Raw genomic sequence first — 15,412 nt, 5'->3', positions numbered from 1 at the left:
ATATTCCCTACGATGATTAGGTGTGTAAGCCCTGAAAGCGATAATGGCCAAGACCATTTTCGTAAAAAAAAGGCCGTCCGGCAGGTTCCGGCGGCCATGGCGAAAAGGGAATCCTCTTCTTTCTAATACGTTCCGATGCCTGCCGAGAGGCGCGCAAGCTCCGGCTGTTCGCTCAGATTAGCTCCAATCGCCTCAGTTCAGCTCTTGCAACCAAGCGGCGAGCGCCTCGCCCACCTCGGCCGGGGCATCCTCTTGGGGATAGTGGAGACCTCGCACCGTTACTTCGGTCTGCGCGGGCCAGGTGCGGCAGAATTCGATATGGGACTGCGGCATCGTGCCGGGATCGGCTTGGATGAATAATTTGGGAATAGGGCTCTGCGCCAGCCACTCTCCGTAGGCGGTGACGATGGCGGTCACGTCGGCCGGCTCTCCGTCGATGGGAAGCTGACGCGCCCAGGCTAACGTAGGTCGGCGCGCTTCGCCCGGTTCTGCGAACGGCCGGCGATATTGCCTCATCTCTTCCTCCGTCAGCTTGCGCAGCATCGTCCTCGGAAGGTTGACCTCGATGAACGAGTTTTGTTCCAACACCATCTGTTCGCCTGCGGGGGAGCGCAGCGCCTGGAAAATCTGGCGCCCGGCCTCGGGAATCTCGCTCCACGCGCGGGGTTTGATGATCGCCTCCATATAGACGATCCCCTTCACGGCGCCGGGATGGCGGTACGCCCAGTCAAAGCCCAGGGCCGATCCCCAGTCGTGAACCACGAAGACTACGCGCTCGCTGACGCCGAGCTGGTCCAGCAGCGCATCGAGATAACGGCGATGCTCGACAAAGGTATACGCGTCCGGACCGCCGTCGGGTCGTTTCTCGGAGTCCCCCATCCCTATGAGATCGGGTGCGATGACGCGCCCATGCGCTTGTGCATAAGGGATCAGGTTGCGCCAGAGATACGAGGACGAAGGATTCCCATGCAGGAAAACAATCGGATCGCCGCTCCCCATCTCCACGTAGGCCATCTCCAACCCCAAAACCCTTTGACGTTTTTTCTCGTAAGGGAACATTTCGCTAATCATCTCATCTCTCGCCTTTCCAATTTGAATTTGCCACTCCCGCACTGCAAGCCTGCGACTTCATTCGGCGGATAGGTCGATATGTCTCTATGACCGTTCCCTGTTTGCGGCATGCCTTGCCTTGAATCATCGTGCCATCGACTTTCATCCCGTCGGCTTGCGCTCCTTCCCATATAGTTTACTAGTCAACCATAGGGTAATTATTCCATATATCAGTTGATTAGTCAACCATAAATGCGCAGTCCGGCTTCGCCTTCTCTTACAAGCCCAATATAAGCACCATTTGCTATCGCATTGTTAACGATAGGTGCGAAACGTAGAAAAGAACGCACAAAGCCCCCGGACCGCGCGACAATCGCGCTGCCCGAGGGCTCTCGTTCTATAATGAGGTTCACCGCCCTGCCAGGCGGCCTTGCGGGATCCGAATCAAGAAGAGCGGCGGCGGTCTCGTTCGGCGATGGTGGCGGGAAGATCCAATACCGGCTTCTTGCCAATCGACTGGATGACGACGCCATAATCCGCGAACGCATGCTCCACGGAGACATAACCGTTCAGCACGTCATCCAGCACGGCTTCCGCTTCCCGGTCGAGCGGATCGCCCCAGCCGCCGCCGCCGGAGCGGTGGAAGGCCAAGACGCCTCCCGCAGCCATGCCGACGTTGAACGCCGTCTCCGGGACTTCGAGCGCGCCGGGCCGCCCCTCGTCGACGACGACCCGGTTGGACGGGCCGGCGCCCGCCCCGCAGAAGCCCTGGGTCGTATGGCGCACGCCCGCCATCATGACGCTGGTTCGGCTATCCGCCAGATGCTGAATGCGGACCTCGAGTCCAGGCGCTCCCCGCCAACGGCCGGGGCCGGTGAAGTCGGCTTTGTACTCGTGCTGAAGCACCCGGCTCGGATACTGCAGCTCCGTCATCTCGATCGACGGGAGGATGACGCCCGTCATCACCGGCGGATACAGCCCCCATCCGTCCGTGCCGTAAGCCGCCCCGGCGCCTCCGGTATACCCGTAGAAGTTCAAGTTCACCCACGGGCGGCCGTCTTCGTATTGCCCATGCGAATAAGCGAGCGGCAGCTTGTGCGCGTTCACGCCGACCCGGTTCGGCGCGCATTGGGACAGCGCCAGCAGCACCGCTTCCGCGATCTCCGCGCCGACGCACGCCGTGGCATGCCCGCACGGGGCAGGCGGCTTGGGATTTACGACCGTCCCGAGCGGCGCCGTAACGGTTACGGGATTCATGTAGCCTTCGTTGATCGGGATGTCTTCGTCGCAGCAGGTCGAGATCGCGACGAAGGCAAACGACGTCGTGTTGGAGAGCGGACTGTTTACGAACCCGGCTACCTGCGGAGACGAACCCGTGAAGTCGATCGCGAGGTCGCTGCCGGACACCGTCACGGTTGCCCGCACCTGAATATCCTGCATTCCCTGAAAATCATGATCGGCAAACGTCTCCGCCGTGTAGGTGCCGTCCGGCCAGCTCGCGATCTCCTCCCGCACCCGCTTCTCCGTATAGGCGATCCGGCTGTCGACGGCCTCGGCGACCGCATCTCCGCCGTATCGTTCAAGCAGGCTCTGAATGCGTTCGGCGGCCACCTTGCAAGCCCCGATCATCGCGTCGAGGTCGCCTTCCAGCCAATGCGCCAGCCGGTTATTGCCGAGAATCATCTCGAACACGTCCCGGCGCTTCTCCCCCCGCTCGTACAGCTTGATCGGAGGGATGCGCAGCCCGTCCTGCCAGATGTCGCGGGATCTGGGATTGTAGCCGCCGGCGACGGGACCGCCATTGTCGCCCATATGGCTTCGAACGGCAGGCAGCAGCATCGGCTTGCGTCCGTGGAAGACGGGCGTCACGATCGTCCAGTCCAAGCTGTGGGAGCCGCCATAGTAGGGGTCGTTCACGAGAAGCACGTCGCCCGGATGGAGATCGTACCGGAACGCTTCCATCAATCGGTCTACCGCGCTGACGACCGCATAGAGGTGAAGCGTGCATCCCGGCGCTTGCGCGACCAGACGGGATTGGCTGCCGGGCAGGTCGAAGATGCCTGTCGTAAAATCGTGCGCTTCGTTGAACAGCGGCGAGCGCGCGGTTCTCGTCACGACGGCGCTCATCTCCTGGGCCACCGAATCGAGCGTGCCGCCGACGACCTGGGACAAGATGCGATCGCTCGGATTAGTCCTCATCGCGCGTTCCTCCTTTCCTTTCGAGAGGGCCGGGTCCCTTGTAACGAAAATCGATGACGTCTCCCGGCTTTAAAGTCCGCTTGCCCGAAGGAGCCGCGGATGCGTCCGCCGCATGAATCGATAATTCCCCTTCTTCCGGCGAGAACAGCTTGTATTCCCACTCCCCGTCCAACACGCGAAGGCGAACCTCCATACCGCGGTCGTTTCCTTCCAGCCGTTCCCTCCTTTCCATGCGGAATCCATAACGGGCTTCCAGCTCTTCCGCCGACATCAGCCGTCCCGATCCGCTCAGTCCGGCGGGTCCCCAGCCGTCCCCGGCCGACGCGAATCCGGGATCGACCCGCATCGGGACGACCCGCTCCGATCCGACCGGGGGATACAGCATCGCCCAAGGCCCCGTGCCGTGAATGCCGGGGTAGGCGCCGTCGCTGTTGCCCGCATTCAGCGCATCGGTCACGGCAGCGGCTACGGCATGGCCCGTATAGGACCCGCCGAGCGCCGTCGCGGCCGGGAATTCGGGACAGATGATCGAGCCTGGCGGCAGCTCGAAGCGGAACGATTCGAGCAGACCGTCGTTGAGCGGCAGATCGTCCAGAAGATGCGCCAGGGCGGCGGACACGGCGAAGGACTGCGCGGTTTCCCGGGTGCAATTGTACGGACTATGCCGCTGCGCCGGGCTGTCCGCGAAGTCGAATACGAACCGGTCTTCGTCGCGGTACGCCCGGACGCGGATCTCCAAGTCCGCCCCCTCGAACGGAAGGTCGGCCTTTCCCGGCAGGGCGGCCGCCTCGCTCGCATCCGGAAGGGCCCGCAGCGCCTCCGACCTCGCATAGGCGAGCATGCTGGACACCGAGCGGTTCACCTTCTCCATTCCGTACTCATGGATGAGCTCCAGAATGGAACGCTGCGACTCGCGGCAACAGGCGTGCAGCGCTTCGAGATCGTCGCCGAACCATTCGGACGTCCGGCTGTTCGTCGTCAGGAAGCGCAGGACGTCCCGTTGGAGCTTGCCTCCGGCGAAGAGCTTGACCGGCGTGATCCGCACGCTCTCTTGCCAGAGTTCGTAAGCGACCGGATTGAAGCCGCCCGGGATCTCGCCTCCGAGATCGGTCATTTGGGCGCGAATGGCGGGCGACAGCGCGAGTTCGCCGTCCACGAAGGTGGGCACGACCAGCGTGAGGGACTGCCCTTTCGTGCCTCCGCCGTACGGATCGGCCGTCAGGATGACGTCGCCTTCCGCAATGTCGTAGGCGAACCTATCGAAGGCGTGACGAACGGAAGCGCGCAAAGCGTACAGATGCTCCGGCTCGTATTGAAGCTGGTGCGCAAGCTCCAGGCGGGCGGTCAGCACGCCCGCTGCGAACATGCGGTCCTCCGCGATCAGCGGCGATCGGGATATCCGTTGCAGGCGATCGCCCGCATGCCGGTTCAGCGCGGCGAGCTTCCCATAGACGATTTGATCCTCAATCTGGTTGGCCGCATTTTTCGTCATAGCCTGCCCTCTCTTTCCCGCCTCACTTCGATCATGCAGTTGCCCAGCGCGTCGATCAGCGCCTCATGGCCCGGGTAGACGACGATTGTCGTTCCCCACTGTTCGATCACCGCAGGTCCGACGATCATATGGCCCGGCTTCAGCAGATCCCCGTTGTAGATATGCGCTTGAACGGCTTTCGCGCCGAAGTGAACCGGACGCCGCCCCGTCAACGCCGCTTCCGGGTTCTCCTCGTCGAAGGGCGATTCTTGCAGTTGGATCCGATCCCGCAAGCCGATCAGGTCCAACCGCAAATTCAGAAGCTCTACCGGCTGCCCCGGATTCTGATGCGCGTACAGCCGCTCGTGCATGACGTGGAATTGCGCCACGGTCGCCTCCAGATTCAGCGCGGTAACCCTACGGGTGCGCGTCCGGATGGGCACGGTCACCTCATGCACTTCGCCTTCGTACCGAAGGTCTACGTATCGTCTGGCCTCGAACTGCCGCGCCGTCTTGCCCCCGCCGAGCTTGTCTCTGGCCGACCGCTCCATCTCGTCGAAGAGGGCGTTGATTCCTTCCAGATTGACGGATGCGGCCCGTTCGAAGCGGGTTCTGAGCTCCGTCACCTTGAGCGGGGCCGAGACGTCGCCCAACGCGCAGAGCACCGGCGCGAATCCGGGGACGATCACCGTCTCGATGCCCAAGTCCTCCGCTTGCCTGCCGGCGTGAATGGCGCCAGCGCCTCCCGCCGCCAGCAGCGCGAATCGGCGCGGATCGTAGCCGCGCTGCGTCGTCACGAAGCGGATCGCGTTCGACATGTTGTTGTTCACGATCTCCGAGATGGCGATGGCCGCCTCGATCGTCGAGATGCCGAGCGGCTCGGCGATATGGGTGCGAATGGCCCGCTCGGCCGCGGCCGCGTCAAGCTTCATCTCCCCGCCCAAGAACCGGTCGGGGTTCAGGTAGCCAAGGAACAGGTTGGCGTCGGTCACCGTAGGCTCCGTCCCTCCCCGTCCGTAGCAGGCAGGTCCCGGATAGGAGCCGGCGCTGCGCGGACCGACTTGCAGCAAGCCGCCGCCGTCTACCCAGGCGATGCTCCCGCCGCCCGCGCCGACCGTATGGATATCCAGCATCGGCAGAGCGATGCGGTACCGGCTGATCCAGCTCTCGGTCGACAGGGTCGGCTGCAGCTGTTCGATCACGGACACGTCGTAGCTCGTTCCGCCCATGTCCACCGTGATGAGGTTGTGGTGACCGATGCGCTCCCCGATGAACGAGGCGGCGGTCACGCCGCCGGCGGGACCGGACAGCAGGCAGCCGGCGGCCAAGCGGCCGCTCTGCACGACGTTCTGGACGCCTCCGTTGGACTGCATCACGTACAGCTCGCCCGTGAAGCCCTCCTCGCCGAGCGACTGCTCGAGACGCTCGAGATACCGCTGCAGCGCGGGTCCCGTATAGGCGTTGACGACGGTCGTACTCACCCGCTCGAATTCGCGGATCTGCGGCAGCACGTCGTTCGACAGCGACACGAAGAGGTGCGGCGCTTCTTCCGCGACGATCTCTCCCGCCCTGCGCTCATGCGTCGGATCGAGGAAGCTGAAGAGGAAGCAGACCGCGACGGCCTCGACTTCTTCTTCGACGAAGAACCGGACGGCCTCCCGGACCGCCTCCTCGTCGAGCGGCCGAAGAATGCCGCCCTGCGCGTCCAGCCGCTCCGGTACGCCGATGCGAAGACGGCGGGGTACGATCGGATGGGGCGCGGGAAGCCGGGGAGAGAAGACGCTCTCCTTGTAAGCCCGACGGAACTCGATCTCGTCCCGGAACCCTTCGGTCGTGAGCAGGCCGACTTTGGCGCCCGAGAACTCCAGCAGCGTGTTGGTCGCGACCGTCGTCCCATGGACGATGAGCGTGCAGCGGTTCAGAAAATCGCTTAAGGACAAGCCGAACTTCCCTGCCAGCTTGGCGATGCCGTTCATGACGCCAACGGAAGGGTCCGGCGTGGAAGGCGTCTTCGTCGAAGTCAGATGACCCTCGCCATCCAGCGCGACAAGGTCGGTGAACGTTCCCCCTACGTCGATGCCCAGCATCCAAGTCGGGTAAGCGGTAGCAGCATTCATTGACGGTTAACCTCCATGTGGTCGATCGGTCAGAACCCCGAAGCGTCCTCTCTGCGATTGCCGATCGAATAAGGAATATGGAACAGACGGAACAGATAAACGATCGCGACGTAGCCGGCGAAGCCGATGACGACGGCATTGATCGGGCCGATGCCGAACGAAAGCTTCGAAGCGATGAAGCCGGCCAGCACGACGACGAGGATGGCCACGAAGTTAATCGTCGCGTATTCGGTGCCCGGCCCGAAACGATAAGGCGAGCGCCGAATGTAAGGACCTACGATCCAATGGTCCGCCACCATAATGCCGGCGATCGGCGGCACGTAGGTTCCCAGCGTGTTGAGGAAAGGAACGAATTGATCCTGGATGCCGACAACGGCAATGGCGATTCCCGCCAGCCCCATCGCGAGGACGAGCACGAACTTCGGAAGCTTCACGACGTTCCGCAATCCGAGCGCGCCGGTGTACAGGTTGTTGTCGTTCGTCGTCCATTGGGCGAATACGAGGATGAGGAAGGCGAAGAATCCGAGGCCGATCTGCGCCATCGCGGCCGGAATATTCGGGGTGGAGCCGAGCCCCGGCACTTGAGCCGCGAGGGTAATGGCCGCCCCGGCGCCGACGCAGAACAATCCGCCCAGGAAATACCCCAGCGAGGCGCCCAAGCCGCCCTTCAACGGCGTTTTGCCGTATCTGGTGATGTCAGGGAAGACGACCGCGCCAAGCGCGGCGTTCCCGACGACGAGCGTAATGCCGGCGAACAGCGTCATGCCGGTCCCGGAGGACGGTTGCGCGTGGAGCAGGGCATCGAAGCTGCCCGCATGGTCGACCGCCGCCACGATACCCCAGATCGACAGGATAAAGACGAGCGGAACGGCGATAAAGCTAATGGCCGCGAGTCCCTTGTAGCCGATGAACGCCGTGGTCAGCATCAGGATGCCGCCCCACACCATGGCGACGGTATGATCCGCGAACCAGGCGTCCGGGAACATCTGCTCGATGGTTAAGCCGAAGAAGGCGATCTGCCAAGCGAACCACCCGATCCCTAGCGTAATCGACAACACGAGTCCGAACAGCCCCGCTCCGGCTCGTCCGAACGCATGCCTGGCCAGCACGGTCGTCGATACGCCGTATTTCGCCCCCATCCATCCTTGGAAAAAGCCGATCACCGCTAGAATTAGCATGCCTAGTGCGCCGGCCAACAACGATTGGCCGAAGGTCAGGCCGGACGCGAGCGCGCCTCCCGCAAACAGGGTGGACATCGAGATGATCCAGGCGCAGCAAGTTACCGCGATATTCAGGACCGACTTGCGCTCATCGCCCGGCACCGCCGTGATCGAATAATCCTCGACACCGGCAGAGCCTGCCGATACCGTATTTTTCAGTGCTTCCGACATTAGTCAACACTCTCCCGATCTAGTCTGATCTTACCTCAAGAGGCTTGATGCCGCAGGCGGAGCATGACGGGTCGTCCCGAACATGGGAATCGCTCAAGCGGATTCGTATTCGATTTCGCTTCCCTTTTTAAGCGTGTTGCCGATCGTGCAGATGCGGGAAGCGTGCTGCAGCAGCTTGTCCCGATAGTCCGGGTCGAAGAGCTCCGGCAGCTCTACCTTCAATTCCATATTCGCCAGCCTCGGCGCGCCGGACGTCGCCTTTGCGGAGCTGACGGAGACGTCGAAGCGATCCGCTTCGATACCGTCTTGCGCCATCGCCAAGTTCAGAGACTTCGCCACGCAGAGCCCGAGCGATGCCTCCATCAGCTCGATCGGCGTCCAAGCCGTCGACGCTTCCGTTCCCCATGCCGATCCGTCGGGGTGGTTCACGACGTAACGCCGGTCCAGCCATTTGATTGCCATCACTAGATGTTCCTCCTTGAGGTCAGGTAGGACTTACACGCCCAATAAGCCAAAAAATTCAAAGCGCGCGGTCTCGGCCGCGAGTTCTTCGGCCGACCGTTCGCCGATGCCCGATTCGGGATGCGTGGGACCGAACAGCCAGCGGGCGATCACGCCCTCGATGAGGCTCATGAGCAATGCTGCGCGCACGCCCGGATTCATCGACTCCGGCAGCATGCCCAGCTCGATCGCCCGGTTCATGTTGCGGCGGAAGGCTTCCTCCATCGCGATGCGGGTCTCGTGAGCGGCCTGACGAATCGTCTCGTCTCCTCCGCTTCCCGTCAGCAGCATCTCCATCAGATGGCGATTGTCCCGGGCAAAGCCGAAAATGCCGGCCAGCAGCCCTTCGGAAGCTTGGACCATGTCCTGCACGGACCCCGCCTGCTTGCGATAGCCCTGTTGAATGACCGATAGCAGCTTCTCCTGGCCGGATCGGATAATCTCCAGCGCGACGGCCTCTTTGCTCTTGAAGTACCAGTAGAAGGTGCCCTGCGCCACGCCGGCCTGACCGACGATATCCGAGATCTTCGTCTGGCGGTAGCCGTATTTGGCGAATCGCTCCAGCGCAATTTCCATCAGGAGCTCTTTTCGCCCTAATTCGTTTTGTTCTTTATCCTTTTCATCCGTAATGGCGGCCACACCCTCCCGATTGACTCGTCAGTCAATTCAAATCTTATCGGTTAACTATGAATTTGTCAATCCATTTCCCTCGTGGATGCCCCGAGCAACGCAATCGCCAGCACGCGCGAGATCGGCGCCAACAACGACTTCTTCATGGATTCCCTCTCGTTCATGGACCATTCTTTTTTCTATCTTCACTGTTCTTTGGCGAAGAAGCAAAGAAAAGCTCGGATCATCTCCGAAAAACCGCGTTCTCTGTCGAAACCTTTCCCTATCAACCTACGTCTATATCAATAGTTTGGAGGCGATGAATGTGAGAAAACGACGACTATTGATCTTAACGGCCGGAGCGGCCATTCTCGTTTGGGGTATGATTGAAGTGAGCAAATCGGACGTCTGGGGCAGCATCTCGCTGTCGCAGCCGCCGGCATCCGCATCGGCATCGGCTTCTCCGCCTAACGCGTCGGACGAGCCGTCGCCGTCGCCGGATCCCGCGGAGAGCGCCGACCCGGCGCCTGACGACACGGCGACCCCGCCGGCGGACAAGCCGGCAGCCACCGCGAAGCCGGGCAAGACGCCCAAGCCGACGCCGGTGGAGACGCAGGCGCCCGCGGCGGGCGAAGACAGCCTGGCGGCCATCCTCGCGGCGAACGCGCCGGACAAGACGATCAAGCAGAACAAGGACGGACTCGCTGTCGTGACGAACACCTCCAGCATGTACGTCCTCGTGAACAAGAAGCGCAATCTGCCTTCCACGTACAAGCCGGCCGATCTCGTCGTGCCTGACGTCGCCTTCTCGTTCTCCGGCGATTCGCCCAAGAAGCAGCTGCAGCGGCCGGCGGCGCGGGCGCTCGAGAAGCTCTTCGCGGGCGCGAGCGACGACGGCATCACGCTGAAGGCCGTATCGGGCTACCGCTCGTACGCGACGCAGAAGGCGATCTTCGACCGCAACGCCGAGCTGAAAGGCGCCGAAGTCGCGAACAAGACGAGCGCGCACCCAGGCCAGAGCGAGCACCAGACGGGTCTCGCGATGGACGTGTCCAGCGCCAGCGCGAACTACGAGCTGGAAGAGAAGTTCGCCAAGACCAAGGAAGGCAAATGGCTGGCCTCGCATTGCGCCGAGTACGGCTTCATCATCCGTTTCCTGAAGGGCAAGGAAGACATCACGGGCTACTCCTACGAGCCGTGGCACATCCGCTACGTCGGCGTGGAGATGGCCAAGGAGATCATGAAGCAGCACATCACGCTGGAAGAATATCTGGAAGAGAACGCTCCCGGCACGAAGGCCTAATGGATTGAACTCCAGTCGCCAGCGGCATCGCTGTCCTTCGAGGACGGCGATGCTTTTTTCTTTGTCTTCAAGGTTTCCCGCCAGCGACGATCCTATCCGAACCGTGAAACGAAAGGCTATCCGCCGAGTCGATGTTCGACTCGGGGATAGCCTTCTTTTGGTTGCGTTCTACCGTATGCGGACCCTGTACGGCTCCACGATGTAAGCCGGATATTCGTACACGTCGAAAGTGAGCGGCTGCGGATAGTCTTCGTTAGCCAGATAGTAGTATGCTTCCTGCAGCGTAACGCCGTCGTTGGTGGAACGCCACGAGCCGACCGTGTCGGCTTTGTTCTCGGAGAAGCGATGAAGCTTCCCGGCGCCGTCCGTGAACCCGTCCCAGCCGAACAGCGCGTACCCTCGATTGTCATCCGTCCGAGTCCCCATAATTCCGATGGTCAGCGTCGTATAGGAAGGCCCATTTACCACGTTCGCGAGCATGATCTTGTCGTCGGGCGCTTTCAGGATTCGCTTCTCCTTCGTATCGATGACGACCTTGCGGCTCTTCGCGTCCAGCGCGGTGAACCAACTGCCCTCGACATAGAGTTCCCGGGGCTGCTTGAAGTAGCTGCTCTCGAAGTATTGGATCGGGCGATTCCGCTCCCCCGTCCCGCCGGTCCACTTCCACGCATTGCCCTGATCGTCGACGAGTTGGATGTCGCCCGCATTGAAGATCTGCATCTCGTTCCCCTCCGGATAGCTCATGTAGAGCGCGATGCGCAGCGGGGAGATCTCGGCCTTCTCGAACGTGACCGTCTGCCCGGCGACCGTGATCGATTGGTTCATCGCGATCTGCTGCTTCAATCCCTCGAACCGGCTGTGGTCGATCTTGAACCGGACCGTGAATTCGGGATCCGTGTCCAGCGCGACCGGCGGGAGGCTCCCGCCATCGTTTCTTGGCGCATTGACGCTTGATTCTTTGCCCAAGCGGACTTTGAAAACCGCTTCGTCCGGCAGCGCGACGCCCGTTCCCATCTGTACGTCCACCATCCCTTGGTAGATGCCCGTCTTCCGGCCGTCCTTCTCATACTCCCCCGGGGTGCCGGACTGAATGCCAGCCTCCAGCGTCTTGCCCTGCAAGTCGGTCACGGTCGGCCAGCCGATGCGGAGCGCGTCTTCCGCCCCCTCTCCCCGTACGTCGAAGTACACCACGAGCCGGCCGTCGTCCGCCAGGATGCCCTCCACGGTGAGCTTCATGCCGTCATGTTCGTCGGAGAGCCCGACCGGCTGGGCGTAGTCGTTGTCGGCGGCCAGCGAGAGGCTCCGATCGTAATTGGATTGCTGGACCCGATCGATGAATGCCGCAAAACCCGGCACCTCCCTCAGCATCGCGGCGAACGCCGGCGAGACGCGGATGCTCACGAGACAGGAGGCGATCAGGAGGACGGCGGCCGCGCCGATGCTCCACCGGCGTGCGGTTCTTCTCCGCGCCCTTGTCTTCGCCTGTCGACCGTCCCGGATGCCCGCTCGGATCGCAAGGTCGATCCGGTCGGTCAAAGCGCCGTCTATGCGAGCCTCTCTCGCTTCCTCTTCATGCATGATCGTATCCCCCTTCCCTGCCGAACGAAACCCGCAGCTCCTTCAGCGCTTTGTTCAGCCACGTCTTTACCGTGCCTTCCGGCTTCTCCAGCAGCTTCGCAATCTCGGTCAGCGTCATATCCTGGTCGTACTTCAGGATGATGATGTGCCGGTAGTTCGGCGGCAGTCGATCGATCGCGATGCGCAGCACGATCCGATCCTCCAGATTCAGCTCGGCGACCAGCGACTCCGGGATCAGGTAGAGCGGCAGAGCCCTGCTGCGGCGCTTCTGCTCGTCGATGCAGTGATGAATCAGAATTCGGATGAGCCACGTATGGAAATAGCCCGGCTCCTTCAGTTTTCTTAGTTTGGCGTAGGCCCGGCATGTCGCCTCTTGGATCGCATCCAACGCGTCGGATTCGTTCTTCAGATAGGCGTAGGCGATCGCGTACAACTTATGCTTTTGGCTGCTCACCAGCTCGTAGAAGACTTCGTCGTCCCCCGCCTGCGCGGCCAAGACTTGTTCGATGATCGTCAACGCGCTCTCTCCTCTCCACGACAATTAGACTGCGAACGGCGCCAAACGGTTTTCGCCCGAGACAAGGAATTTTCTGCCTATGCAGCGAACCTAGTAAAAACGGCTTTGCCGTCTTCACGGAAGAGGGCAACGCGTTTTTATCGGAGACGGATCAGCAAAGGATTTGTGAAACTTATACTTTCTGATACGTTAAACAAAGAACCAAACGACGCAAAGGAGGGTATTATGGATATCATCACCCCGCAGGTGCTCTACCACGGCACCGCCGAACGATGCGTCGGCAGCTTCGGCCAGCGATTGCTGAACCGAACCTATTGGCGGCCGGGCCGCGACTTCGGCGAAGGCTTCTACACGACCATCTCTCCCGCGCAAGCGCGCAAATGGGCGCACAAAGCCGCGGGCGGCTCCGTTCAGCCGACCCGGCCGTGCGTGCTGGTCATCGAGATGGCTTCGCTGCCGCGCCGCCTAACCCCGTGCGTCTTCTTGTCCGAATCGCTCGCCTGGGCCGACTTCATCTTCAACCATCGTTCGGCGACGGGCAAAGGACAGGATCCGTGCGATCGCCATCCCGACATCGTCATCGGCCCTATGGCGGACAACGATACTGGAAAATTGATGGTCGATGCGTTACAATTAGGAAAAGACGTCGAATGGTTCTACGATCAAATTACCCGCACCGCGAATGGAAGGCGGCTCGACGCCCTCCGGCTCGGAAATCAGGTCGTATTCTCCTCCGAACGCTGGGAACCCCATTTGCGATTCATCGGGTACTACGTGCATGCGGAAGGAAGGTGGGTCTACCATGACCAGTCAAGTCAGACTGAATCGGTATGAACGCGGCATCGTCGAAGCGTTGACCGCCGAACACGGATATGCTGCCGAAGAAGCCCGGGCGTTGGTCGTCCGCTATGTTCATGTCATTCGCAAGCTCGGCGCCTATGATGCCCCGCGCGATCACGCGGAACGCATCTCCGAAGCGCATCGGAGCCAGTATCCCCCCGAAGCTTGGCTCGAACGGCTCATCGCCGGCGAGAGGGATCTGCTGCGCGGCGGCGTGCTGCCGGCCGAACGAAGCGCGTCCTTTGCCTACGGGAGATAATCCATATCGGAACGCACAATCCGTCTCTCGCGAGACGGATTTTTTTGCTTTCCACCCCATGCCCCTAATCGCTGCCTCCACCACGTATCCCGCATTTGCCCCTGGATTATGTCAATCTACGAATACGCTGCCGCACCGCGAGAGCAGCTCCATCATCAGCACATACGTGATGAGAGAGAAGATCCACACGAGAATTAATATTGGCGCCGCTGCGATCAAGCCGGTCATCATCAAGACCGTTAAGCAGCAGCCCGCCAAGAAGAGTCGCCATCGGCTCTGCGCCGCATCGTACAGATCAGTCCGATCCTGTATGATGGCCAGCTCCTGAATGCCTTTGGTGATCGAGTAGATCATGCAGAGATGGAGGCCTATCAAGATCAACTGATAAGCGAAGTAGAACGGGCTCCCGCCGAGCCAGGACTGATTCAGATCGGGCAGCGAGATCAGCATTAAGATCAAGGCAAGCTTGCTGCCGGATGAGAACGACGTGCTCTTGGCGCTCAGCGCGCTCAGTCCGCCGTACAGCAATCCGTATCCGACTGCGTCGGGCAGCAGATCCCAACCGTTGATCCGGAAATCCAGCAAAAACAACATGCCCCAGAACATCGGGCGGAATCCCGTCATCCCCTCATCTCCGTCCCCATCCTAAATATTGGTCCATTATAGCACAGGATGGATATGTTCGCCGTTGTCCTCAAAAGTAACTTTAGTGCGGCGGCAGCGGCAAATGAGTATCCAAACTGCCCACATCGGGGGATGATGCGCGGTAACTGCGGTTGTTGTGCGGAAACGTCAAATGTGCGTATGTAAAGTACCTACATTGGCGGTTGTTGTGCGGAAGCGCCAAATGTGCGTATGTAAACCACCTACATTGCGGTTGTTAGTGCGGTAGCGCTAAATGTGCGTATGTAAACTACCTACATTGCGGTTGTTAGTGCGGTAGCGCCAATTGTGCGTATGTAAAGTACCTACATTGGCGGTTGTTGTGCGGAAGCGCCAAATGTGCGTATGTAAAGTACCTACATTGGCGGTTGTTGTGCGGAAGCGCCAAATGTGCGTATGTAAACTACCTACATTGCGGTTGTTTGTACGGTAGCGCTAAATGTGCGTATGTAAACTACCTACATTGACGGTTGTTTGTGCGGTAGCGCCAAATGTGCGTATGTAAACTACCTACATTGACGGTTGTTGTGCGGTAACGTCAAATGTGCGTATGTAAACTACCTAAATTGACGGTTGCGGTGCGGAAGCGCCAAATGTGCATATGTAAACTACCTACATTGACGGTTGTTGTGCGGAAGCCGCCCAATGTGCGTATGTAAACTACCTACATTGCGGTTGTTAGTGCGGTAGCGTCAAATGTGCGTATGTAAACTACCTACATTGACGGTTGTTTGTGCGGTAGCGCCAAATGTGCGTATGTAAACTACCTACATTGGGGGGCTCACGGTAACGGCGCATCCTAGACTCCCTCTTCGGCACAGCAACGTCCGAAACGACAAAAGAGGGAATCCGCGACTCCCTATTCGTCACAGCAACGCCCGAAATGACAAAAGAGGGAGTCCAGGACTCCCTCT

General features: G+C 60.6%; 13 protein-coding genes. 3 read left to right on the top strand and 10 right to left on the bottom strand.

What is annotated here, in order from left to right; all coding sequences use genetic code 11:
• Positions 1–192: 192 nt before the first annotated feature.
• The 7 genes from H7C19_RS33880 to H7C19_RS33850 form a co-directional block, all read right to left on the bottom strand.
• Entirely contained in the window at positions 193–1,059 is an 867-nt protein-coding gene (locus H7C19_RS33880; RefSeq protein WP_281385112.1) for a haloalkane dehalogenase, read from the bottom strand.
• Positions 1,060–1,494: 435 nt separating this feature from the next.
• A complete protein-coding gene (locus H7C19_RS33875; RefSeq protein ID WP_185673509.1) occupies positions 1,495–3,249 on the bottom strand; it encodes a hydantoinase B/oxoprolinase family protein in 1,755 nt (584 codons plus the stop codon).
• Complete coding sequence (locus tag H7C19_RS33870; RefSeq protein WP_185673508.1) at positions 3,239–4,741, bottom strand: hydantoinase B/oxoprolinase family protein; 1,503 nt, start codon at positions 4,739–4,741, stop codon at positions 3,239–3,241. The genes H7C19_RS33875 and H7C19_RS33870 overlap by 11 nt, the downstream gene beginning before the upstream one ends.
• A complete protein-coding gene (locus H7C19_RS33865) occupies positions 4,738–6,837 on the bottom strand; it encodes a hydantoinase/oxoprolinase family protein (RefSeq protein ID WP_185673507.1) in 2,100 nt (699 codons plus the stop codon). Before H7C19_RS33865 ends, H7C19_RS33870 begins: the two co-directional genes overlap by 4 nt.
• Positions 6,838–6,866: 29 nt before the next feature.
• Positions 6,867–8,228 (bottom strand): purine-cytosine permease family protein, encoded by a 1,362-nt coding sequence (locus tag H7C19_RS33860; RefSeq protein ID WP_185673506.1) that lies wholly within the window; start codon positions 8,226–8,228, stop codon positions 6,867–6,869.
• Positions 8,229–8,321: 93 nt separating this feature from the next.
• Entirely contained in the window at positions 8,322–8,690 is a 369-nt protein-coding gene (locus tag H7C19_RS33855) for an OsmC family protein (RefSeq protein WP_185673505.1), read from the bottom strand.
• A gap of 33 nt (positions 8,691–8,723) precedes the next feature.
• A complete protein-coding gene (locus H7C19_RS33850) occupies positions 8,724–9,305 on the bottom strand; it encodes a TetR/AcrR family transcriptional regulator (RefSeq protein ID WP_185673504.1) in 582 nt (193 codons plus the stop codon).
• A gap of 358 nt (positions 9,306–9,663) precedes the next feature.
• Between H7C19_RS33850 and H7C19_RS33845 the strand changes: the two genes are divergently transcribed.
• A complete protein-coding gene (locus tag H7C19_RS33845; RefSeq protein WP_313732057.1) occupies positions 9,664–10,641 on the top strand; it encodes a D-alanyl-D-alanine carboxypeptidase family protein in 978 nt (325 codons plus the stop codon).
• A gap of 168 nt (positions 10,642–10,809) precedes the next feature.
• Here H7C19_RS33845 and H7C19_RS33840 read toward each other — a convergent pair whose 3' ends face one another.
• Both H7C19_RS33840 and H7C19_RS33835 read right to left on the bottom strand, forming a co-directional pair.
• Complete coding sequence (locus tag H7C19_RS33840; RefSeq protein ID WP_185673502.1) at positions 10,810–12,219, bottom strand: DUF4179 domain-containing protein; 1,410 nt, start codon at positions 12,217–12,219, stop codon at positions 10,810–10,812.
• Positions 12,212–12,736 carry a sigma-70 family RNA polymerase sigma factor gene (locus H7C19_RS33835; protein WP_185673501.1) on the bottom strand — a complete coding sequence of 175 codons (525 nt, stop codon included), beginning with the start codon at positions 12,734–12,736 and terminating at the stop codon, positions 12,212–12,214. The genes H7C19_RS33840 and H7C19_RS33835 overlap by 8 nt, the downstream gene beginning before the upstream one ends.
• A 225-nt stretch (positions 12,737–12,961) precedes the next feature.
• Between H7C19_RS33835 and H7C19_RS33830 the strand changes: the two genes are divergently transcribed.
• Both H7C19_RS33830 and H7C19_RS33825 read left to right on the top strand, forming a co-directional pair.
• Positions 12,962–13,570 carry a DUF3990 domain-containing protein gene (locus H7C19_RS33830; RefSeq protein WP_185673500.1) on the top strand — a complete coding sequence of 203 codons (609 nt, stop codon included), beginning with the start codon at positions 12,962–12,964 and terminating at the stop codon, positions 13,568–13,570.
• Positions 13,539–13,835: a hypothetical protein gene (locus H7C19_RS33825; RefSeq protein WP_185673499.1), complete on the top strand. Its 297-nt coding sequence runs from the start codon at positions 13,539–13,541 to the stop codon at positions 13,833–13,835. The genes H7C19_RS33830 and H7C19_RS33825 overlap by 32 nt, the downstream gene beginning before the upstream one ends.
• A gap of 111 nt (positions 13,836–13,946) precedes the next feature.
• Here the strand turns inward: H7C19_RS33825 and H7C19_RS33820 are convergent, their stop codons facing one another.
• The gene (locus H7C19_RS33820) at positions 13,947–14,459 is read right to left on the bottom strand and encodes a hypothetical protein (protein WP_185673498.1); all 513 of its coding nucleotides are present in this window, start codon (positions 14,457–14,459) and stop codon (positions 13,947–13,949) included.
• Positions 14,460–15,412: the final 953 nt, after the last annotated feature.

Source organism: Cohnella nanjingensis (genome assembly GCF_014212125.1).
GTDB classification, from domain to species: Bacteria; Bacillota; Bacilli; order Paenibacillales; family Paenibacillaceae; genus Cohnella; species Cohnella nanjingensis.
This window is presented reverse-complemented; position numbering and strand designations above follow the sequence as displayed.